The 20227-nt window shown below is 63.7% G+C and carries 20 protein-coding genes; 8 read left to right on the top strand and 12 right to left on the bottom strand.

Annotation, left to right across the window (positions count from 1 at the left end; all coding sequences use genetic code 11):
- Positions 1–22: 22 nt before the first annotated feature.
- The 3 genes from AC27VQ_RS11475 to AC27VQ_RS11465 all read left to right on the top strand — a co-directional run bounded on the left by AC27VQ_RS11475 (position 23) and on the right by AC27VQ_RS11465 (position 3187).
- Complete coding sequence (locus AC27VQ_RS11475) at positions 23–478, top strand: MarR family winged helix-turn-helix transcriptional regulator (protein ID WP_313532082.1); 456 nt, start codon at positions 23–25, stop codon at positions 476–478.
- Between the two features lie 92 nt (positions 479–570).
- On the top strand, positions 571–2145 hold the full coding sequence (locus AC27VQ_RS11470; RefSeq protein WP_488716422.1) for an MFS transporter: 1575 nt from the start codon (positions 571–573) through the stop codon (positions 2143–2145).
- Between the two features lie 4 nt (positions 2146–2149).
- Positions 2150–3187 (top strand): HlyD family secretion protein, encoded by a 1038-nt coding sequence (locus tag AC27VQ_RS11465; RefSeq protein WP_313532080.1) that lies wholly within the window; start codon positions 2150–2152, stop codon positions 3185–3187.
- Positions 3188–3400: 213 nt separating this feature from the next.
- Here the strand turns inward: AC27VQ_RS11465 and AC27VQ_RS11460 are convergent, their stop codons facing one another.
- The 5 genes from AC27VQ_RS11460 to alr all read right to left on the bottom strand — a co-directional run bounded on the left by AC27VQ_RS11460 (position 3401) and on the right by alr (position 9255).
- Positions 3401–4141, bottom strand: coding sequence for an SDR family NAD(P)-dependent oxidoreductase (locus tag AC27VQ_RS11460; RefSeq protein ID WP_421594727.1), 741 nt, complete (start codon positions 4139–4141; stop codon positions 3401–3403).
- A gap of 11 nt (positions 4142–4152) precedes the next feature.
- On the bottom strand, positions 4153–5646 hold the full coding sequence (gene purF / locus AC27VQ_RS11455; protein WP_313532077.1) for an amidophosphoribosyltransferase: 1494 nt from the start codon (positions 5644–5646) through the stop codon (positions 4153–4155).
- Positions 5647–5838: 192 nt separating this feature from the next.
- A complete protein-coding gene (locus AC27VQ_RS11450) occupies positions 5839–6477 on the bottom strand; it encodes a CvpA family protein (RefSeq protein WP_313532075.1) in 639 nt (212 codons plus the stop codon).
- A gap of 129 nt (positions 6478–6606) precedes the next feature.
- Positions 6607–8010, bottom strand: a complete 1404-nt coding sequence (radA, locus tag AC27VQ_RS11445; RefSeq protein ID WP_421594729.1) for a DNA repair protein RadA — start codon at positions 8008–8010, stop codon at positions 6607–6609.
- A 75-nt stretch (positions 8011–8085) separates the two neighbouring features.
- Complete coding sequence (gene alr / locus AC27VQ_RS11440; RefSeq protein ID WP_488716421.1) at positions 8086–9255, bottom strand: alanine racemase; 1170 nt, start codon at positions 9253–9255, stop codon at positions 8086–8088.
- Positions 9256–9391: 136 nt separating this feature from the next.
- Between alr and AC27VQ_RS11435 the strand changes: the two genes are divergently transcribed.
- Positions 9392–9961 carry a hypothetical protein gene (locus AC27VQ_RS11435; protein WP_488716335.1) on the top strand — a complete coding sequence of 190 codons (570 nt, stop codon included), beginning with the start codon at positions 9392–9394 and terminating at the stop codon, positions 9959–9961.
- 220 nt (positions 9962–10181) lie between these two features.
- Here the strand turns inward: AC27VQ_RS11435 and AC27VQ_RS11430 are convergent, their stop codons facing one another.
- The 6 genes from AC27VQ_RS11430 to rpsF form a co-directional block, all read right to left on the bottom strand.
- Complete coding sequence (locus AC27VQ_RS11430; RefSeq protein ID WP_313522351.1) at positions 10182–11681, bottom strand: replicative DNA helicase; 1500 nt, start codon at positions 11679–11681, stop codon at positions 10182–10184.
- Between the two features lie 187 nt (positions 11682–11868).
- On the bottom strand, positions 11869–13155 hold the full coding sequence (locus tag AC27VQ_RS11425) for a cyclopropane fatty acid synthase (protein ID WP_488716334.1): 1287 nt from the start codon (positions 13153–13155) through the stop codon (positions 11869–11871).
- A 205-nt stretch (positions 13156–13360) separates the two neighbouring features.
- A complete protein-coding gene (rplI, locus tag AC27VQ_RS11420) occupies positions 13361–13939 on the bottom strand; it encodes a 50S ribosomal protein L9 (RefSeq protein ID WP_313522353.1) in 579 nt (192 codons plus the stop codon).
- A gap of 22 nt (positions 13940–13961) precedes the next feature.
- Positions 13962–14936 carry a DUF2232 domain-containing protein gene (locus AC27VQ_RS11415; RefSeq protein WP_313522354.1) on the bottom strand — a complete coding sequence of 325 codons (975 nt, stop codon included), beginning with the start codon at positions 14934–14936 and terminating at the stop codon, positions 13962–13964.
- Positions 14937–15157: 221 nt separating this feature from the next.
- A complete protein-coding gene (gene rpsR / locus AC27VQ_RS11410) occupies positions 15158–15406 on the bottom strand; it encodes a 30S ribosomal protein S18 (protein ID WP_023515801.1) in 249 nt (82 codons plus the stop codon).
- 24 nt (positions 15407–15430) lie between these two features.
- Positions 15431–15883: a 30S ribosomal protein S6 gene (gene rpsF / locus AC27VQ_RS11405; protein ID WP_117369405.1), complete on the bottom strand. Its 453-nt coding sequence runs from the start codon at positions 15881–15883 to the stop codon at positions 15431–15433.
- Positions 15884–16243: 360 nt separating this feature from the next.
- Here rpsF and AC27VQ_RS11400 point away from each other — a divergent pair, with 360 nt between their 5' ends.
- Positions 16244–16612, top strand: coding sequence for a hypothetical protein (locus tag AC27VQ_RS11400; protein ID WP_313522355.1), 369 nt, complete (start codon positions 16244–16246; stop codon positions 16610–16612).
- Positions 16613–16674: 62 nt separating this feature from the next.
- Here AC27VQ_RS11400 and AC27VQ_RS11395 read toward each other — a convergent pair whose 3' ends face one another.
- Positions 16675–17718 (bottom strand): aldo/keto reductase, encoded by a 1044-nt coding sequence (locus AC27VQ_RS11395; protein ID WP_488716333.1) that lies wholly within the window; start codon positions 17716–17718, stop codon positions 16675–16677.
- Between the two features lie 191 nt (positions 17719–17909).
- Between AC27VQ_RS11395 and fabD the strand changes: the two genes are divergently transcribed.
- The 3 genes from fabD (at position 17910) to AC27VQ_RS11380 (ending at position 20134) form a co-directional block, all read left to right on the top strand.
- Complete coding sequence (fabD, locus tag AC27VQ_RS11390; protein WP_488716332.1) at positions 17910–18854, top strand: ACP S-malonyltransferase; 945 nt, start codon at positions 17910–17912, stop codon at positions 18852–18854.
- A 23-nt stretch (positions 18855–18877) separates the two neighbouring features.
- The gene (gene fabG, locus AC27VQ_RS11385) at positions 18878–19615 is read left to right on the top strand and encodes a 3-oxoacyl-[acyl-carrier-protein] reductase (protein WP_488716331.1); all 738 of its coding nucleotides are present in this window, start codon (positions 18878–18880) and stop codon (positions 19613–19615) included.
- A gap of 282 nt (positions 19616–19897) precedes the next feature.
- Positions 19898–20134: an acyl carrier protein gene (locus tag AC27VQ_RS11380; protein ID WP_018327362.1), complete on the top strand. Its 237-nt coding sequence runs from the start codon at positions 19898–19900 to the stop codon at positions 20132–20134.
- Positions 20135–20227 lie beyond the last annotated feature (93 nt).

Below are 20227 nucleotides of genomic sequence, written 5' to 3'. Positions count from 1 at the left end.
TAATAATGTCTGGACTACCAAGATGACAGCGAACGATCCCCGCGAGCATCTGCTCGATGACCTTTCCCGCGTTCAGCGCAAGATGCGCGCGCTCTTCGATGCGCGCGTGAAGGAGAGGGGGCTGACCCTGCCGCGCGCCCGCGCGCTGCTCATTCTCGGCCGCGGCGCCCAACTCAACCAACGGGAGCTGGCCGAGGAGCTAGATATCGAGACGCCGACGCTGGTGCGCCTGCTCGACGGCATGGAGAAGCAGGGCTTCATCGAGCGCCAGTCGGTCGAAGGCGACCGCCGCGCCAAGCAGATCGCCATGACGCCGCACGGTGCCCAGGTGGCCAAGGAGGTGCTGGATCTCGCCCGCTCGCTGCGCGCCGATGTGCTGAACAGCATCACCACCGCCGACATGCACACCACCGTAAAGGTCTTCTCGGCCATGGCGGACAATATCGCGAGAAGCTGTCGGGAGAGCGTCGAGGCATGAGCACCGTCCCCGCCACCGAGACGCGCGGGGAGGAGGGTGAGGCAAAAGAGCCGATCGGGCAGGCACCGGCCGCCCCACCGGCAGCGCCTCCGATGCCGCCCGCCCGCGCCGCCGCCTATATGGCCGCCTCCACGCTGCTCGCCCTGACGCAGGGCTTCGGCATGAACCTCGTCGCCGCCAACATCCCCCAGCTGCAAGGCCCGTTCGGCGCGACGAGTGCGGAGGCCGTCTGGCTGATGGCCGCCTATATGGCGCCGAATGCCTCGCTGTCGATCGCGCTCATCAAGATTCGCAACCAATATGGCCTACGCCATTTCGCCGAGCTCGGTATCGCCGTGTTCCTCGTCGTCACGGTGCTGCATGTCTTCATCACCGACCTGCGGTCGGCGCTCGTGCTGCGCTTCTTTGCCGGCATCGCGGCGGCGCCGCTGTCCTCGCTCGGCTTCCTCTACATGCTGGAGGCCTTCACGCCAGCGCGCAAGCTGACCGTGGGCCTGTCACTGGCGCTCACGAATATCGCACTTGCCGCGCCCCTGACGCGCATCATCTCGCCGCCCCTCATCGCGCTTGGCAATGTGCGGGGGCTGCTCATCCTCGAAGTCGGCCTCTCCATGCTCGCCTTCGCGGCGATCTATCTCCTGCCGCTGACGCCGATCCCGCGCGCGAAGGTCATCGAGAAGCTCGATATCGTCAGCTACCTCTTCATCGCCATCGGCTTCGGGACGGCTGCCGTCATCCTCGTCACCGGCCGCACCTATTGGTGGCTGGAAGCGCAGTGGATCGGTGAATTGCTGGTGGTGATGATCGCGTCTCTGACCATCGCCGCCGTGCTGGAGCTCAACCGGGAGCGGCCGCTGATCGACCTTCGCTGGCTCGTCAGCCGCGATGTGCTGCACTTCGCGGCCGTCCTGACGCTCTTCCGCCTGATGCTTGCCGAGCAGACGGCCGTCGCCGGCAATTTCTTCCAGATCATCGGGTTGCAGAACGAGCAGCTGGTCGGCCTCTACACTGTCGTGGCGTTGGCGACGGCCGCCGGCGGCCTTCTCTGCGCGGCGATCATCAAACCCGGCCGTGAACCGGCTATCCACATGGTCGCCCTGCTTTTCATCGGCGTCGGCGCTTTTCTCGACAGTCATGCGACGAACCTGACGCGTCCGCATGAAATGTATCTCAGCCAGGCGATGATCGCCGTCGGCGGCGCCCTGTTCCTGCCGCCCGCCATGGCGTCCGGTTTCGTCATGGCGCTGCGCAAGGGGCCGCAATATATCCTGAGCTTCATCGTCGTCTTCCTGGTGACGCAGAGCCTTGGTGGCCTTGCGGGTTCGGCGATCTTCGGCTCCTTCATCACGCTGCGCGAAAAGTTCCATTCGAACGTCCTCGCCCAGGCCATGACGCTCACCGATCCGCTGGTTGCCACCCGTATCTCGCAGCTTTCCGCCGCCTATGGCCGAACGATCACCGATCCCGCCGTGCTGAAGGCCGAGGGCGTTGCGTTGCTCGGCCAGCAGGTGACGCGCGAGGCCAATGTGCTGGCCCATAACGATGCGTTTTTCGTCATCGCACTGCTGGCGGTCGCCTCCGCCGTCGCGCTCGCCGCCCACCGAATCTACGTCCATATGAAAGAGGCCAGCGCCCGCACGAGCGGCGAAGCGGCCATTGAAGGTTGATGCCATGAAACAATATATCCGCAACACCGCGACCGCTCTTGCCGTCGTCCTTGGTCTCGTCGGCATCGGCGTCGTCGCCTATGCCTGGCAGCTGCCGCCGTTCTCCACCGACGTGCAGACCACCGACAACGCCTATGTGCGCGGCTATGTGACCCTGATCAGTCCGCAGCTCGCCGGCTATGTCACGGATGTCCCGGTGAAGGACTACGAGACCGTCAAGGCCGGCGCCGTGCTCGCCCGGCTCGACGACCGTATCTACCGCCAGAAGGTCGAGCAGGCGAAGGCTACGCTCGCCAGCCAGCAGGCGGCGCTTGCCAATTCCGAGCAGCAGGAAAATGCCGCCAAGGCCCGCATCGGTGCCAGCGAAGCGGCACTCGCCAGCGCCACCTACGCCAAGCGCAGGGCGGAGGAAAGCTGGAACCGTGTCGAGGAGCTTTCCGACAAGGGCATCGCCACCCAGGCCGACCGCGAGCAGAGCCGCACGACGCTCGACCAGGCCGAAGCTGCCGTCTCGCAGGCGCAGGCCAATCTGGAAGTCTCCCGGCAGGATCTCCAGACGATCATCGTCAGCCGCGATTCCCTGCGGGCTGCGGTGGCGGGAGCGGAGGCCTCGGTGGAGCTTGCCAAGATTGACCTTTCCAACACGGTCATCACCGCGCCGCGCGACGGCGTTGTCGGCGAGGTGGGTGTCAAGCTCGGCCAGTACGTTGCCGCCGGCACCCAGCTGATGGCCGTCGTGCCGCACGACACCTGGGTGATCGCCAATTTCAAGGAAACGCAGCTTGCCTATATCAAACCGGGACAGGCGGTGGAGGTGCGCGTCGATGCCTTCAAACATGCGACGCTGAAAGGCCATGTCGAACGCTTCTCGCCGGCGGCCGGTTCGGAATTCAGCGTGATCAAGCCCGACAATGCGACCGGCAATTTCACCAAGGTCGCCCAGCGCATTCCGGTTCGCATCGCCATCGATGACGGGCAGGACCTGTCGAAATATCTGGCGCCGGGGCTTTCGGTGGTGGTGACGACGGTGGTGGGGGAATGAAGCGGAAGGCCTGAGCGGCGCTGTACCATGCGGCGTGGATCCTCGGGTCAAGCCCGAGGATGACGAGAGAAGAAAGCACTATGGTAAAAGTTATGGTCCTGCATGCCGCTAGGTTTGAGAAACGGGAGGCTTTTACTCCTCTCCGTCATCCTCGGGCTTGACCCGAGGATCCACGCGGCGCGTACTGACCCCGATGAGGTGAAACCTGCCGCCTCACTCCGGCAGGCGGTAGTCCACCAGGCGCCCCTGGCGCATGTCGAACAGCTTGCCCGTCTCCGCGTAATCAGCGGCAACCAGCGGCAGCAGAGCCTTGGCCACCTCGGACGGATGCTGCACCGTCGAGGGATCCTCGCCCGGCACGGCCTGGGCGCGCATGGCGGTGCGGGTGGCGCCGGGATCGACGGAGGTGATGCGCAGCGCCGTGCGCTGCGTCTCGCCGGCCCAGGTGCGGGCTATGGCTTCGACGGCCGCCTTGGAGGCGGAATAGGGGCCCCAGAAGGGCTTGCACTTGTGGGCGGCACTCGACGAAAGGATGACGGCGCGGCCGGCATCGGACTTCAGGAGCAGGGGGGCTACCGAACGGATCAGCCGCCACGTCGCGGTGACGTTGATATTCATGACCTTCTCGAACACCTTCGCCTCGACATGGTCGATCGGCGAGATGGTGCCGAGCACGCCGGCATTGGCGACGAGAATGTCGAGCTTGCCCCAGCGTTCGAAGATCGAGCCGCCGAGCTTGTCGATTGCCGCCATATCGGCGAGATCGAAGGGCACCAGCGTCGCCGTGCCGCCGACCGCCTTGATCGCATCGTCAAGCTCTTCGAGGCCGCCGACGGTTCGGGCGCAGGCGATGACATGCGCACCGGCCTTGGCGAGTTCGAGGGCAGTGAAATAGCCGATCCCGCGCGATGCGCCGGTGACCAGCGCAATGCGGCCGTTCAGGTCGATGCTCATGATGTCTTCAATTATCCGTTGCTAGCCATGACTGAGACCTTCCGTCCCATCGTCTCGCCTTCCTTGTCAAGGAGGCGCGTCGGATAGTCGCCGGTGAAGTAATGGTCGGTAAATTGCGGGCGGGCCGAATTGCGGTCCTCGCCGCCGACGGCGCGGTAGAGGCCGTCGATGGAGATGAACTCCAGCGAATCCGCGCCGATATATTTCGCCATTGCCTTGACGTCGTTGTACTGGTTGGCGAGCAGCTTGTCCCGATCCGGCGTATCGATGCCGTAGAAGTCCGGATAGAAGATCATCGGGCTTGCGACGCGCACATGCACTTCCTTGGCGCCGGCATCGCGGATCATCTGCACGATCTTCAGCGAGGTCGTGCCGCGCACGATGGAATCGTCGACGAGGATGACGCGCTTGCCGTCGATCATCGCGCGGTTGGCCGAATGCTTCAGCTTCACGCCGAAGGCGCGGATCTGCTGCGTCGGCTCGATGAAGGTGCGGCCGACATAGTGGTTGCGGATGATGCCGTATTCGAAGGGAATACCGCTCTCCTGGGCATAGCCGAGTGCGGCCGGCGTGCCGCCATCCGGCACCGGCACGACCACGTCGCCCTCGACCGGATGTTCCTTGGCGAGATTGATGCCCATGTTCTTGCGCGCGACATAGACGCTGCGGCCGCCGACGACCGAGTCCGGACGGGCGAAATAGACATATTCGAACAGGCAGAGCCGTTCCGGCTGCGCATTGCCTGATTTCCTCGCCTCGATGGTGATCGAGCCGTCGGGCTGGAGTTCGCAGACGATGATCTCGCCGTTCTCGACGTCACGGACGAATTTCGCGCCGATGATGTCGAGCGCGCAGGTTTCGGACGCGAAGATCGGCTTGCCGTCGAGTTCGCCCATGACGAGGGGACGGATACCCGTGGGATCGCGGGCGGCGATCAGCTTGGTGCGGGTGATGCCGAGCATCGAATAGCCGCCTTCCATCTGGCGGATGGCATCGATGAAACGGTCGGTCGTGTTCGTGTAGCGCGAGCGGGCGATGAGGTGGAGCACGACTTCCGTGTCGGAGGTCGACTGACAGATCGCACCACCGGCAATCAGCTGGCGGCGCAGCGTCAGGCCGTTGGTGAAGTTGCCGTTATGGGCAACGGCGATGCCGCCGACTTCAAGCTCCGCAAAGAGCGGCTGCACGTTGCGCAACGCCACTTCGCCGGTCGTGGAATAGCGCGTGTGGCCGACAGCGATGGTGCCGGGGAGTTTGGCCAGCGTTACCGGGTTGGTATAGTGGTCGCCGACGAGGCCCATATGCTTTTCGGTGTGGAACTGCTTGCCGTCGAAGGAGACGATGCCGGCTGCTTCCTGGCCGCGATGTTGAAGCGCATGCAGGCCGAGCGCCGTCAGCGTTGCGGCTTCCGGATGGCCGAGAATGCCGAAGACGCCGCACTCTTCGTGAAGCGTATCGCCATCGAGATCGTCTTCGTGGCGGCCGGGAAACAGGAAATCGCTCATTGCTGCAAGCCTTTGCTCGGGACCTTAGAGGTTGCGCGGGGTATTCGTCACTCCAGGCCACCCCCATATGGGTATGGCCTAAAGCATTTGCCACCGAGGCCCGGAAGCGTCAGTGGCTGATGGTCTATCCTACCAAAAAATCGGGGAGCCTGCCTTCCTCAATTTCGTGAGTGGCGGCTCCCCTGATCACATTTATCCGTTCGTGGCGGGCGTCTCTTCCGCCGGTGCCTGGTCGGTACCGCCCGTGCCCGTGCCGGTGGCGCCATCCGGGTCTTCCGTCGTGCCGCCTTCGCCGGTTGCCGGCGTGCCGTCGGCCGGCTTGCCGCGCAGGCGGTCGATGATCGTGGCGTCGGCATCCTCGGGCAGGAGCGCGATGAGGCGCGCGCCGAGATTGTCGAGCAGCGGCTTGGACTTCGCCGTGGTGACCCAGGACGGCTGCTGCTGCGGCGCAACCAGCCAGTTGAAGAACAGCATGGCGACGACGACCAAGAGGATGCCGCGTGCGGCACCGAACAGGAAGCCGAGCGTGCGGTCGAGCGCGCCGATGCGGCTGTCGATGATGAAGTCGGCGATCCGCATGGTGATGAAGGAGATCACGATGAGGGCGACGAGGAAGACGGCGCCGGCGGAACCCGCCATGGCGACGGTGTCGCTCGTCGTATAGTCCTTCGCGTAAGGCAGAAGCACCGGATAGAGGAAATAGGCGGCTGCCGCGGCACCCACCCAGCTTGCGACGGAAAGCACTTCGCGCGAAAAACCGCGCACCATCGCCAGCACGGCCGAAAACAGCGCGACGCCGATGACGATACCGTCGAGAATTGTGATGGGCATGTTCGTCCTACTCCAAACCCGAAATGTCGCCAGACCCCACGTCCCGTGCGGGCGCACAGTAGCGGAAGGCATCCTTGCCGTCCCGGTTCGGCACGGGTTTCCCACAGGGGTTTCCGCTGCTGAAGGCCGTCAGACGTCCTCGTCTTCCCGTTTGAGGGCGCGTTTCGATCCGGCAATGCGCGCCACCAGATCCGGCAGGCTGTCGATCTCGCTCCAGCGGCCGCCGGCGCCCTTGGGCAGATCGGCGGAACCGGCGGGCAGGACGGCCTGCGAAAAACCCAGCTTTTCCGCCTCCTTGAGGCGCTGGGCGGTGTGCGCCACCGGGCGAATGGCGCCCGACAGGCTGACTTCGCCGAAATAGACGCAATCGGCGGGAAGGGCAAGACCGGCAAGCGAGGAAACCAGCGCCGAGGCGACCGCGAGGTCCGCCGCCGGCTCCGATATACGATAACCGCCCGCCACATTGAGGTAAACATCGTGTTGACCGAGCCGCACGCCGCAATGGGCTTCCAGCACCGCGAGGATCATCGAAAGCCGCGCCGAATCCCAGCCGAGGACGGCGCGGCGCGGCGTGCCGAGCGAGGTGGGGGCGACCAGCGCCTGCACTTCGACGAGCACGGGCCGCGTGCCCTCCATGCCGGCAAACACGGCGGCCCCCGGCGATTTCGAATTGCGCTCGCCGAGGAAGAGTTCCGAGGGGTTGGAGACTTCGCGCAGTCCCTTGTCGGACATTTCGAAGACGCCGATCTCGTCCGTCGGGCCGAAGCGATTCTTCACCGTGCGCAGGATGCGGTAGTGATGACCCCGGTCGCCCTCGAAATAGAGCACGGCATCGACCATGTGCTCGACGACGCGCGGGCCGGCGATCTGGCCTTCCTTGGTGACATGGCCGACCAGCACCATGGCGGCACCGGTCTGCTTGGCGAAACGGATCATCGCCTGCACGCCGGTGCGCACCTGCGTCACCGTGCCGGGGGCGGCGTCCGCCGTATCGCTCCACAGCGTCTGGATCGAATCGATGATAACGAGATCGGGCCGCTTACCTTCGCCGATGGTGGCAAGGATATCCTCTACATTGGTTTCCGCGGCGAGCAGCACGTCGGTCTCGGCGGCATGCAGGCGCTGCGCGCGCAGGCGCACCTGCGCCACGGCCTCTTCGCCCGAGACATAGATGATGCGGTGGCCGCGGCGGGAGAGCGCCGCGGCGGCCTGCATGAGGAGAGTGGACTTGCCGATGCCGGGATCGCCGCCGATCAGCACGGCCGAGCCGCGCACGAAGCCGCCGCCAGTCGCGCGGTCAAGTTCGCCGATGCCGGTATGGATGCGCGGGGCTTCCTCGATTTCGCCCGACAGCGCCGTCAGCGCGACGGGCCGGCCTTTCTTCGGCACCTTGCCGGGGCCGGAGCCGATGCCGCCCATCGGGTCTTCCTCGACGATGGTGTTCCACTCGCCGCAGCCTTCGCATTTTCCGGCCCAGCGGTTATGTGCGGTGCCACAGTTCTGGCAGATGAATTGGGTGCGGGCCTTCGCCATCAGGACTTGCTCTCCGGAATCATTCCGAAAGCCCTTAGCACGAAACTGGCCAATAGTACAAAACGGGAACGATGCTTATTTCTTCAAAGCTTCATAGCGGCGTTCGTAGCGGCGGCCGAGGCTGGTCAGGAGCTCGTAATCGATCGTGCCGCCGGCAAGCGCGACATCCTGGATCGGCATGTGACGGCCGAAGACTTCGATGAAATCGCCCGCCCGCACGCTGCCGGCCGGCAGGTCGGTGACGTCGAAATGGGTGAGGTCCATGGTGACGCGGCCGATCAGCGGCACGGTGCGGCCATGCAGCACGCCGCTGGCGCCGGGAATGTTGGCCTTGCGCAGCGGCACGCCCGAGCCGGAGAGGCTGCGCATGTAGCCGTCGGCATAACCGAGGGCGACGACGGCGATGCGCGTATCGCGCGTGAACACGGTGGAGGCGCCGTAGCTGACGCTCTCGCCGACCTTCGCCTCGCGGACCTGAAGGATGCGCGCCTCGGCGGTGACGACCGGCTTCATCGGGTTCGGCACGTCGTTGACGGCTGCACCGCCATAGAGCGCGATGCCGGGGCGGGTGAGGGTAAAGTGATAGTCCTCGCCGAGGAAAATGCCGGCGGAATTGGCGAGCGTCGCATCGATGTCGTCGAAGGCCGTCACGACGCTGCGGAAGCGCTGGAGCTGCTGGCGGTTCAGCGGATGGCTCGGATCGTCGCCGCAGGCAAGATGGCTGAGCAGCATGAGCGGCGAGAAGCTCGCGGGGCGGGAGCTATCGTCGGCAAGCGCGAGCGCGTCTTCGACGCGCAGGCCGAGCCGGCTCATGCCGGTGTCGACATGCAGCACGCAGGGCAGGTCCCCGCCATCGGCAATCGCCGCCATGAAGACAACGAGCTGTTCTTCCGAGACGATCACGGGCACGAGGTCGAATTCGAAGAACAGGCGTTCGGAGCCGGCCCACATGCCCGAGAGCACATAGATGCGCACATCCGGCAGCACGCCGCGCAGGGCGGCTCCCTCGGCCGGGGTCGCCACGAAGAAATCGCGTGCACCCGCATGGTGGAAGGTCTTTGCCGCCGGTTCCAGCCCTATGCCATAGGCGTCGGCCTTCAACACGGCGGCGGTGCGCGCCGCACCCGAGCGCCGCGCCATGGCGCGCCAGTTGTCGGCCAGCGCCGAAAGATCGATTGTCAGGCGGGCATGATCCTCGCCGGCGACGGGCAGGGTGGGGCGGGAGGAAGTGTGATGCGTGCTCATGGCTTTGAAATACAGCCTGTGGACGGCGGCGGCAATACGCTCTTCGGCTGCATTGCCGCCGGCAAGGCCCACCTCTATGGTGCCCGCCAAAAAGGAAAAGACGATGAAACGGGGCATAACAGGGACATTGGCAGGCTTGGCCCTGATTTTGGCGTGCCAGGCTTCGGCCGGTGCGCAAGACGCGCCGACGGATGCCGAGATGCGCGATGCCCATGCCGTGCTGCTCGGCCTCTCGCAGGACGGCGCCGAGCCGGAACGCGCCGAAAGCGCCGACACCTATTATTCGATCGTCGACGATCCCAATGCACCGCGATTGGTGACGCGTCTGGAAGTGTCCGGCGCGCCCTGCCGCGCCCGCACCATGTCGGCGCTGCAATTTCCCGCGAAATGGGCAACGCTGACGATGAGCCTCGTCGATCTCAGCCGCGTGACCTCCGTCACCGCCTATGCCACCGTCGACGACATGATCGCGGAGATGAACCCGATCCCGTTCGATTCACCGGATGCGGAGCAGATCGTGCTGACGGGGCGCGGGCTCTACTGCTCGAGCCGCATGTCGCTGTCGGGCGAAAACACTGTCTCGGACGACATGTGCTCCGACCGGCTCGATCTGACGATGGTGGACGCGGAAGAGAAGGCACGCGGCCGCAAGGCGCTCGCCATCGTGGCGGATGTTTGCAAGGCGCCGGCTTTTGTGAAGAAGTAGGAAGGCGTCGGGCGCTTCTCCGGTGCGAAGTGCGCGCGCATTTTTATAGTGCTGCTCTCTCCATCGTCATCCTCGGGCTTGACCCGAGGATCCACGCAGCAAACTCAACGCGTGTGGGTGGATCCTCGGGTCAAGCCCGAGGATGACGGAGGAGGGGAAGGAGGCGCCTGAAATCCGCAACGGAACGAGGCCAAAAGGGGCGTTTCTACGCCCCCGACCCTCAATGCTCGTACTGCGTGAACGACGGATCCGCCAGATCGGTGAAGCGGGTGAACTCCGACTGGAAGGCGAGTTTTACCGTGCCGGTCGGCCCGTGACGCTGCTTGGCGATGATCACGTCGGCCGTGCCCTTCACGGCCTCGAATTTCATCTTCCATTCTTCGTATTTCGGATCGAACTCGTCGCGCGGTTCGAGGTTCTTCACGTAATATTCCTCGCGGAACACGAAAAGCACCACGTCGGCGTCCTGCTCGATCGAGCCCGATTCGCGAAGGTCGGACAGTTGCGGGCGCTTGTCTTCGCGGCTTTCCACCTGACGGGAGAGCTGGGAGAGAGCGATGATCGGCACGTTCAGCTCCTTGCCGAGCGCCTTCAGGCCCGTGGTGATCTGGGTGATTTCCTGCACGCGGTTGTCGCTGGATTTGCCCGAGCCGGTCATCAGCTGGATATAGTCCACCACGAGGCAATCGAGACCGCGCTGACGCTTGAGACGGCGGGCACGGGCGGAAAGCTGGGCAATCGAGATACCACCGGTCTGGTCGATATAGAGCGGCACCTTCTGCATCATCTGCGAGCAGGCGACGAGCTTTTCGAAATCGGCCTCGGAAATGTCGCCGCGACGGATTTTTGACGACGACACTTCCGTTTGCTCGGAGATGATACGGGTGGCGAGCTGTTCGGAGGACATTTCGAGCGAGTAGAAGCCGACGACGCCGCCGTTCTTCGCCTTGTACGAGCCGTCCGCCTGAATTTCGGGCTCGTAGGCGGCGGCGATGTTGTAGGCGATGTTGGTGGCAAGCGAGGTCTTGCCCATGCCGGGACGTCCCGCAAGCACGATCAAGTCGGAGCGCTGAAGGCCACCCATGCGGCCGTCGAGCGAGTGAATGCCGGTGGAAATGCCCGACAACGAGCCGTCGCGCTCGAAGGCCTGTCCGGCCATGTCGATGGCGAGCGCCACCGCGTCGTTGAACGACTGGAAGCCGCCGTCGTAGCGGCCGGTTTCGGCCAGTTCGAACAGGCGGCGCTCGGCATCCTCGATCTGGGTCTGCGGCGGCATGTCGAGCGGCGCGTCATAGGCGATGTTGACCATGTCCTCGCCGATATTGATCAGCGAGCGGCGCAGCGCGAGATCGTAGATGGCGCGGCCATAGTCTTCCGCGTTGATGATCGTCACGGCTTCGGCGGCAAGGCGCGCGAGATATTGCGGGATCGTGAGATCGCCGACCTTGCTGTCCGACGGCAGATGCGTCTTCAGCGTGATCGTGGTGGCGATCTTGCCCATGCGGATCGTGTCGCCGGCGAGTTCATAGATCTTGCGGTGCAGCGGCTCGTTGAAATGGATCGGCTTCAAGAAGTCCGAGACGCGGTAATAGGCGTCGTTGTTGACCAGGATGGCGCCGAGCAGGGCCTGTTCGGCTTCGACGTTGTTCGGTGCCTCGCGGTGGTGCAGCTCCGCATTCTCGCGACCGGCCTGGTTGAGCTTGCGCACGGCATCGTTCATCGTCCCGAATCTCCCCGTCTTTGTTTTCGAAGGTCGCTGGTTTGGTTGCTTTGTCACCAAGGGTCAAGCGCTTCCGGCCCGGCTCCTCCGTTAGACCCAATGTTAGACTTTTCCACAGGCGGCGCGAAGACGGCAAGCCCTGATTCATCAGGGCTCGCCGGCTTTCGGTTGACTCAGGCGCCGAATCTCAAAGCGACGCCTCCTGCGGGAACTGGCGTGCGCCCCGCCGGTCGCCCTTCGGATTGCCCTCATGGGCCTTCAGGCAATCCTCGCCGCGGCCGATATAGCCGCGTGTCAGCGGTGTGGCCTCCTGGTCATGGGCGAGCTGGAGCTGGAAGACGACGAGGTTCTGCCAGCGGAAGGCGCTTTCGGACGCCGCGAGATAGAATTCCCAGATGCGGCAGAATTTCTCGTCATAGAGCGCCTTGGCTTCCTCCCGCTTTGCCATGAAGCGCTGCCGCCAGTGACGCAGCGTCTCGGCATAGTGGAGTCTGAGGATTTCCACATCCGTTACCGCAAGCCCGCTCTTTTCCACAGCCTGCATCACTTCCGAAAGGGCCGGGATGTAACCGCCCGGAAAGATGTATTTCTCGATGAAGGGGTTGTTGGCGGAGGGCCGGTCCGTGCGGCCGATCGTGTGCAGCAGCATCACGCCGTCGTGCTTCAGCAGGGAGGCGCTCTTGCGGAAGAAGGTGAGGTAGTTCGGCCGGCCGACATGCTCGAACATGCCGACGGAAACGATGCGGTCGAAGGGGCCTTGCGCGTTGCGATAGTCCTGCAGCAGGAATTTCACCTCCTCTGTCAGCCCCGCATCTCGGGCTCGGCTTTCGGACAGCGTATGCTGCTCGTCCGACAGCGTGACGCCCGTCACCTTCGCGCCGAGCTGGCGAGCGAGATAGAGCGCCATGCCGCCCCAGCCGCTGCCGATGTCGAGCACGCTCTGGCCCGGCCTGTTGATGTTGAGCTTGGCGGCAATGTGCCGTTTCTTGGCAAGCTGGGCATCATCGAGCGTCTGGTCAGGATGCTCGAAATAGGCGCAGGAATATTGCCGGTCCCGGTCGAGGAACAGATCGTAGAGCGCGCCGGTCAGGTCATAGTGGTGCTGCACGTTGCGGCGGGAGCGCACCACGCTGTTCTTTTCCCGCACCCAGCGGAAGACGTAGCGCACGCGCTCCAGCAGGCGGTTCCAGCGCGTGTCGTAATATTTGAAATCGGGATTGCCGGTAAAGACGGTTTTCAAGAGGCCGTACATGTCGCCTTCGACGATGTCGATATCGCCGGTGCCATAGTGATGGCCGAGATAGTAAGCGGGGTCGATGGCGATGCCCCATACGGCTTTGCGTGTGTTGAGACGCATATGGATGGGATTGCCGGTGCCGTCGCCGAAGGTCTGGCTGCTGCCGTCAGGATAGGTGATCTTCAGGTTGCCGGTCTCGACGAGGCGGGAAACCAGTGTCTGCACAATGAATTTCATTCGCTAAACTCCGTCACGCTTAAAAATCTGGCGGAAACGGGTCTGGTCGGAAACCGGCCTGAATGCGGCCCAACCGCCAATCCAGTCTAACGAGATATAAATATTGATGCGAAAAGCGGGATTTCAAGCCGTGCTTTTTGGCCCTCCAAACGAAAACGGGCCGGCAAAAGCCGGCCCGTTCCGTGACCATCCGACAAAGCGGATATTATGCGTCTTCTTCTTCGACGCCATCGGCTTCCGGGTCGAAGAAGTCGGCAGCCGTCAGCGCGTCTTCGTCAACGCCATAGATGGCGTCGGCCGAGGTCAGGCTTTCGCCCTTCGACTGGCGCTCGGCTTCTTCAGCCGAACGGGCAACGTTGACTTCGACCGAGATTTCGACTTCGGCATGCAGGTGCAGCACGACCTTGTGCAGGCCGATGGCCTTGATCGGGGTGTTCAGTTCGACCTGGTTGCGGCCGACGTTGAAGCCTTCGGCAGCCAGCGCCTCGATGACGTCGCGGGCAGCGACCGAGCCGTACAGCTGGCCGGTTTCGCCAGCCGAGCGGACGATGACGAAGGACTTGCCGTCGAGCTTTTCGGCAACGGCCTGGGCCTCGGACTTGCGCTCGAGGTTACGGGCTTCGAGCGTCGAACGCTCGGCTTCGAAACGCTTCTTGTTGGCTTCGTTGGCGCGCAGCGCCTTGCCGAGCGGCAGCAGGTAGTTACGGGCAAAGCCGTCGCGAACCTTGACGGTTTCGCCCATCTGGCCGAGCTTGGCGATGCGTTCGAGGAGAATGACGTCCATTTTGAGTTCCTTTCGTTGAGTCTCAGATGTTCTGGTTTTTCTTTTCCGCCGGGCCTGCGGGCGTCAGCGCGATGGCGCGCCGCGTGTCCATCAGTCCCATGAGGAGGATGACGAAGACCGGTATCGTGAAGAGCAATACCGAGATGTAGGCGAACCACAGGGCCATCAGCCGCCACGGCTTGCCGCGCGTCCTGAAATGCAGGCTCGCGAAGCCGGCGAGCACGAAACCGGCCCCGAAGGTGCCGCAGACGAGCGCGCCGATGATCGCCGGAACGCCGCCCATGAAGGACAACACGAGACCGGCGAGGAAGAAGAAGATCGCATTGCGATGCATGCGCAGCGTCGAGGGCATGTCCTCGCGCGGGCGAAGGCCCTTGCCGGACACGCGCACGATGAAGGTCGCGATGTAATAGGCTGCAAACAGCAGGAACACCCAGAGCGCGCCCTGCACGAGCGGCAGCGCCAGCGAGAACACGGTCTTCAGCTGGGCGATTGCCGCGGCATCGGGATTGTAGAGCGGCTCCTGCGCCTTCAAGGTCTCGATGACGATATCGACGAGCTTGCCGGCCATTGCGTCATTGTAGCCGACGATCGCGCCGACCGCGATCATGCCGAGCGTCACCATGATGGCGAGATGGGCGAGGATATTCGACAGCGGATACCAGGCGAGCGCGTTTTCCGGGCCGCCGAGTTCGGAGGCCGGGCGGGCAAGATTGGCCAGGTTGGAGAGCCAGCCGGCCGGGATCAGCGTGATGAGCACGATCAGCGCGGCGAAATTCGACGAGACGAGGGCGGACGCGGTGATGCCGCCGGCGACGACGGCGATGAAGGCGCTGGCATTGCCCCAGCCGAGGCCGGCAATCAGGATGGGAAGCGCGGACGCGGCGTAAAGCACGATGGCGAACGACGACTGCGCATTCGCGCTCAGCGACAGCAGAGCGGCGGTCACACCGGCAACGAGGCCGGTCGCAATCGAGGTTGGCGTCAGGGTCTTCACTGTTCGCTGTCCTGTCTGGTCAGACAGTTAGAGGAGGTTCCTGAGAGATTGATTCAGGACGGTCTCCCCAACATGGGGTTTTGGTTTCGCCCGAGATCGGGAGAAGACCGGCGGTTCCGATCCGCGCCCAACGCGGAAGGGAAATGGGGAAGGCGGCTAGCCGTCTTCCCCCAAGTCAATGCCTGCGATCTGACGTCGAGTCAGGCCGCAGAGTCAGCAGCTTACGCTACGACGTAGGGCAGCAGGCCGAGGAAGCGGGCGCGCTTGATCGCCTTGGCGAGTTCGCGCTGCTTCTTCTGGGAAACGGCCGTGATGCGGGACGGAACGATCTTGCCGCGCTCGGAAATGTAGCGCGACAGAAGACGGACGTCCTTGTAGTCGATCTTCGGAGCGTTTGCGCCCGAGAAGGGGCAGGTCTTGCGGCGGCGGTGGAACGGACGGCGTGCCGGAGCGGAAGAAACATCAGCCATATCTATAATCTCCTTCTGCTTCTATTACGCGCGGTCTTCGCGGGCCGGACGGTCGCCACGCGGCGGACGGTCGCCGAAGTCGCGGCGCGGACGGTCGCCGAAGTCGCGGCGCGGGCCACGGTCGTCGCCTTCGCGGCGCGGACGGTCGTCGCGGTCACGCTTCTGCATCATGGCCGACGGGCCTTCTTCGTGCGCTTCGACGGCGATGGTCATGTAACGAAGGATGTCTTCGTTGATGCGCATCTGGCGCTCGACTTCGTGGATGGCAGCGGCCGGAGCGTCGATGTCCATCAGCGCATAGTGAGCCTTGCGGTTCTTCTTGATGCGGTAGGTGAGGGACTTGAGGCCCCAGTTCTCGACGCGGCCAACCTTGCCGCCGAACGATTCGATAACGCCCTTGTACTGTTCGACGAGAGCGTCGACCTGCTGGGCGGACACATCCTGGCGGGCCAGGAATACGTGTTCATAAAGAGCCATGTGGCTTTGCCTTTCTTGCGTTTACACCCGAAACCGGCGCCAAGCCTCAACGACAGTTCTCAAAGGCGCGAGGCCGAAAGCAAGAAAAGCGTTAATCCAGACGGTCGAGAGCGGAGACACGGGAGGCTGGAGCCCTTGGCTCCAAACGGCCATCCTATGCGGATCGCCGGCCCTCCGTTCAGCCACCAGCCGATTGACCGGGTGTGTTGAACAGCGCGCTTATACGGATTTTTCGCTGCAACGCAAGGCCTGCGGCCAGAAAGCCTGGTGTTCCGTTTCGGGAACGGCTTGGAACCAAATGGAATGTCCTGCGTTTTCCTGTCGATCATACCAAATGGCTAACCAGATGGAGTAACCGACATGCAGGACCCAAACCTCGTCAATCGTCCCCCGGAAGATCTGGTGACGCGTCCGGTCGATGACCGCGGCCCGACCGTCGTCAATGCCAGCAATGGCGGCAGCGGTACCGGCGGCTGGGCCGTCGCAGTCATTCTCGCCGTTCTCGTGGCGGTGGGCATCTTCTATTTCGTCGGCAGCGGCACACCGGGTGACGGCGTCGATCCGAATGCCAACACCTCGGCCATCACGACGCAGGAGACGGCTCCGGCCGGCGGCACTGCAACGGGTGGCCAGACGGGTGGTGCCGCCGGCACGCAGACGCTGGATACCCAGCCGAGCGGCGGCCAGCAGCCGGCCGAAGGTGGCGGCGCAACCACCACGACGCCGTAACATTACCCTTATGGGACATAAGACAAGACCCGCCGGAAACGGCGGGTCTTTTGATTCAGGTGTTAAATGGGCGCAGGATAGAGCCGGTGGATACGGCGGATGCCGTTCATGACGTCGGGCGAAAGCGTCAGGTCCTTCGCCGCGATGTTGGTCTTCAACTGCTCCATCGACGTCGCGCCGATAATGACCGATGCCATGAAGGGCCGTGTCAGGCAGAAGGCCAGCGCCATCTGGGCGGGGTCGATGCCGTTTTCCTTTGCAAGCTCCACATAGGCCCTCACGGCCGGCTCCTGCAGCGGCTGGTAACGCCCGCCGAGATCGCCGTTCTTCGTCATGCGCGATCCCTCGGGCTTGGCGCCGTCGAGATATTTGCCGGTGAGAAGGCCGGCGGCGAGCGGCGAATAGGCGAGCAGACCGATATCCTCGTGATGCGACAGTTCCGCAAGGTCGAGGTCGTAGGTCCGGTAGAGCAGGTTGTACTCGTTCTGGATGGACGCGACGCGCGGCAGGCCCTTTTCCTCCGCGCGCGCCAGCATGCGCATCGTGCCCCAGGCGGTGTCGTTGGAGAGGCCTAGTGCGCGAACCTTGCCGGCTTTGACGATCTCGCCGATGGTATCGAGGATTTCCTCGATCTCGGCGGCGACCTTTTCGCGGTCCTGCTTGGCCGGCTCGTAGCTCCAGGCGTTGCGGAAGTGATAATGCCCGCGGTTCGGCCAGTGCAGCTGGTAGAGATCGACATAGTCGGTCTTCAGCCGCTGGAGGCTGTCGTCGATCGCCTCCAGGATGCCCTTGCGGCTCATCGGTGCGCCGCCGCGGATATAGGGGCGGCCGGGTCCGGCGACCTTGGTGGCGAGGATGACCTTGTCACGGTTGCCGCGCGCCGTCATCCAGTTGCCGATAAAGCGTTCGGTATCGCCGTAGGTTTCCGGCGAGAGCGGCGTCGTCGGATAAAGTTCTGCGGTGTCGATGAAGTTGACGCCTTCAGAGAACGCATAGTCGAGCTGGTCTTGGGCTTCCTGCTCGCTGTTCTGCGATCCCCAGGTCATGGTGCCGAGGCAGATCTCCGACACGCTCATGCCGGTCCTGCCGAGCGGATTGTATTTCATGGGAGGGAAAATCCTTTTGTGGGAACCGCGCGAATGTAGGCGGCCTGCCGCGAAGTGCAAGACGGCGGGCGCGATTCCCTGTGCAAGGGCTTGGAAAGGACGGGCCGGGAAGGGTGCTTCACGGCGCAATGCCTTGACTTGGCGGGCCGGAATGTGAATGGAAAAGGAAACAGAAGACGGGAGAAACCCCTATGAGCGTAGCATTCACTTTCCCCGGCCAGGGCAGCCAGGCCGTCGGCATGGGCAAGGAACTCGCCGACGCCTTCCCGGAAGCGCGTGCCGTTTTCGCCGAAGTCGACGATGCCCTCGGCCAGAAGCTTTCCGCCATCATGTTCGACGGCCCCGAGGACACGCTGACGCTGACGGCCAATGCCCAGCCGGCATTGATGGCCGTGTCCATCGCCGTCATGCGCGTGCTCGAAGCGCGCGGCCTGTCGCTGAAGGACAAGGTCGCCTACGTCGCCGGCCATTCGCTCGGCGAATATTCGGCACTCTGCGCTGCCGGCACCTTCTCGCTCGCCGATACCGCTCGGCTCCTGCGCATCCGCGGCAATGCCATGCAGTCGGCCGTTCCGGTCGGCGAGGGTGCCATGGCCGCGATCATCGGGCTGGAGCAGGCGGATGTCGAAGCCATCTGTCAGGAAGCCTCAAAGGGCGGCTCGTGCCAGATCGCCAATGACAATGGCGGCGGCCAGCTCGTCATTTCCGGCTCCAAGCCGGCCGTCGAGGTCGCAGCCCGGCTTGCGACGGAGAAGGGCGCCAAGCGTGCGCTGATGCTCTCCGTCTCCGCCCCCTTCCATTCCGCCCTGATGGCGCCTGCCGCCGACGCCATGCGCGAAGCGCTTGCCGCCGTCGAGGCCAAGGCGCCGGTCGTGCCCGTCATTGCGAATGTCCGCGCCGCCCCGGTCAGCGACCCGCAGGAGATCGTTCGCCTGCTCGTGGAGCAGGTCACCGGCCAGGTCCGCTGGCGCGAGACGGTGGAATGGTTCGGCAAGAACGGCGTGACGACGCTTTACGAAGTCGGCTCCGGCAAGGTGCTGACGGGTCTGGCGCGCCGCATCGACAAGTCCGTCACCGGCATCGCCGTCAACACGCCCACCGATATCGACAGCGCGCTTGCAACGCTCCTCGGCTGATCTCTTTGATAAGGAACGCACCCATGTTTGATCTTTCCGGCCGCAAGGCACTGGTTACCGGCGCATCCGGCGGCATCGGCGAGGAGATCGCCCGCATCCTGCACGCTCAGGGCGCCATCGTCGGCCTGCACGGCACCCGCGTCGAAAAGCTCGAAACGCTCGCCAACGAATTCGGCGAACGCGTCCAGATTTTCCCGGCCAACCTTTCCGACCGCGCCGAAGTCAAGGCGCTCGGCGAGAAGGCTGAGGCCGAACTCGGCGGCGTCGACATCCTCGTCAACAATGCCGGCATCACCAAGGACGGCCTGTTCGTGCGCATGAGCGACGAGGACTGGGATGCCGTTCTCGAGGTCAATCTGACGGCCGTCTTCCGCCTGACGCGCGAGCTGACCCACCCGATGATGCGCCGCCGCTACGGCCGCATCATTAACATTACCTCGGTCGTCGGCGTCACCGGCAATCCGGGCCAGGCGAACTATTGCGCCGCCAAGGCCGGCATGATCGGCTTCACCAAGTCGCTCGCCCAGGAAATCGCGACCCGCAACGTCACGGTCAACTGCGTGGCGCCGGGCTTCATCGAAAGCGCGATGACCGGCAAGCTGAACGACAAGCAGAAGGAAGCGATCATGGGGGCCATTCCCATGAAGCGCATGGGCACCGGCACGGAAGTCGCGTCCGCCGTTGCCTATCTCGCGTCGTCGGAAGCCTCCTACATGACGGGCCAGACACTGCATGTGAACGGCGGCATGGCGATGATCTAAGGTGGACGAAGTGCCCCGGCAGGTCGGCATGAATTGCATGTTGACCGCTGGAGCACCGGCCATTTTCGGACTTTGCGGCAGACTTAAACCGTGTTAATCGGGCCATGACTGTCAGCAGTCGACGGGCAAATGCCTGCGCAATCCGGCGGTATGGAACAGTATCGCCGATGCCGCATTGCCGGTTGAAGAGATTGCCGGATATGTTCTTGAGGCATATCGGGCGTGTTGAGTGCCCGGCGCTGTGAAAGGCGCCGATCAAAAACAAAGGTCGAGGAATCCGACATGAGCGACGTAGCAGAACGCGTAAAGAAAATTGTCATTGATCATCTGGGCGTTGACGCCGAAAAGGTCAGCGAAGGCGCAAGCTTTATCGATGATCTTGGCGCGGACTCGCTCGACACCGTCGAACTGGTCATGGCCTTCGAAGAAGAATTCGGCGTCGAGATCCCGGACGATGCCGCTGACTCGATCCTGACGGTCGGCGACGCCGTCAAGTTCATCGAGAAGGCCCAGGCCTGATCCATTATACCGGCGGGCTGCTTTTCGGCAGCCCGTCCCGGTCTCCGCCCGGAGACCACACCTCCTCTTGGGGAAAAACATAGAATTCTATAG

Source organism: Shinella sp. 20P9.1.1, assembly GCF_057798995.1.
The sequence above is the reverse complement of the archived record's forward strand: the minus strand, read 5'-3'. Positions and strand labels throughout refer to the sequence as shown.

Bases quoted from the DNA above. Each gene is read 5' to 3' on its own strand.
- AC27VQ_RS11475 (WP_313532082.1), top strand. From the start codon at position 23: ATGACAGCGAACGATCCCCGCGAGCATCTGCTCGATGACCTTTCCCGC.
- AC27VQ_RS11470 (WP_488716422.1), top strand. From the start codon at position 571: ATGCCGCCCGCCCGCGCCGCCGCCTATATGGCCGCCTCCACGCTGCTC.
- AC27VQ_RS11465 (WP_313532080.1), top strand. From the start codon at position 2,150: ATGAAACAATATATCCGCAACACCGCGACCGCTCTTGCCGTCGTCCTT.
- AC27VQ_RS11460 (WP_421594727.1), bottom strand. From the start codon at position 4,141: ATGAGCATCGACCTGAACGGCCGCATTGCGCTGGTCACCGGCGCATCG.
- purF (WP_313532077.1), bottom strand. From the start codon at position 5,646: ATGAGCGATTTCCTGTTTCCCGGCCGCCACGAAGACGATCTCGATGGC.
- AC27VQ_RS11450 (WP_313532075.1), bottom strand. From the start codon at position 6,477: ATGCCCATCACAATTCTCGACGGTATCGTCATCGGCGTCGCGCTGTTT.
- radA (WP_421594729.1), bottom strand. From the start codon at position 8,010: ATGGCGAAGGCCCGCACCCAATTCATCTGCCAGAACTGTGGCACCGCA.
- alr (WP_488716421.1), bottom strand. From the start codon at position 9,255: ATGAGCACGCATCACACTTCCTCCCGCCCCACCCTGCCCGTCGCCGGC.
- AC27VQ_RS11430 (WP_313522351.1), bottom strand. From the start codon at position 11,681: ATGAACGATGCCGTGCGCAAGCTCAACCAGGCCGGTCGCGAGAATGCG.
- AC27VQ_RS11425 (WP_488716334.1), bottom strand. From the start codon at position 13,155: ATGAAATTCATTGTGCAGACACTGGTTTCCCGCCTCGTCGAGACCGGC.
- rplI (WP_313522353.1), bottom strand. From the start codon at position 13,939: ATGGACGTCATTCTCCTCGAACGCATCGCCAAGCTCGGCCAGATGGGC.
- rpsR (WP_023515801.1), bottom strand. From the start codon at position 15,406: ATGGCTGATGTTTCTTCCGCTCCGGCACGCCGTCCGTTCCACCGCCGC.
- rpsF (WP_117369405.1), bottom strand. From the start codon at position 15,883: ATGGCTCTTTATGAACACGTATTCCTGGCCCGCCAGGATGTGTCCGCC.
- AC27VQ_RS11400 (WP_313522355.1), top strand. From the start codon at position 16,244: ATGCAGGACCCAAACCTCGTCAATCGTCCCCCGGAAGATCTGGTGACG.
- AC27VQ_RS11395 (WP_488716333.1), bottom strand. From the start codon at position 17,718: ATGAAATACAATCCGCTCGGCAGGACCGGCATGAGCGTGTCGGAGATC.
- fabD (WP_488716332.1), top strand. From the start codon at position 17,910: ATGAGCGTAGCATTCACTTTCCCCGGCCAGGGCAGCCAGGCCGTCGGC.
- fabG (WP_488716331.1), top strand. From the start codon at position 18,878: ATGTTTGATCTTTCCGGCCGCAAGGCACTGGTTACCGGCGCATCCGGC.
- AC27VQ_RS11380 (WP_018327362.1), top strand. From the start codon at position 19,898: ATGAGCGACGTAGCAGAACGCGTAAAGAAAATTGTCATTGATCATCTG.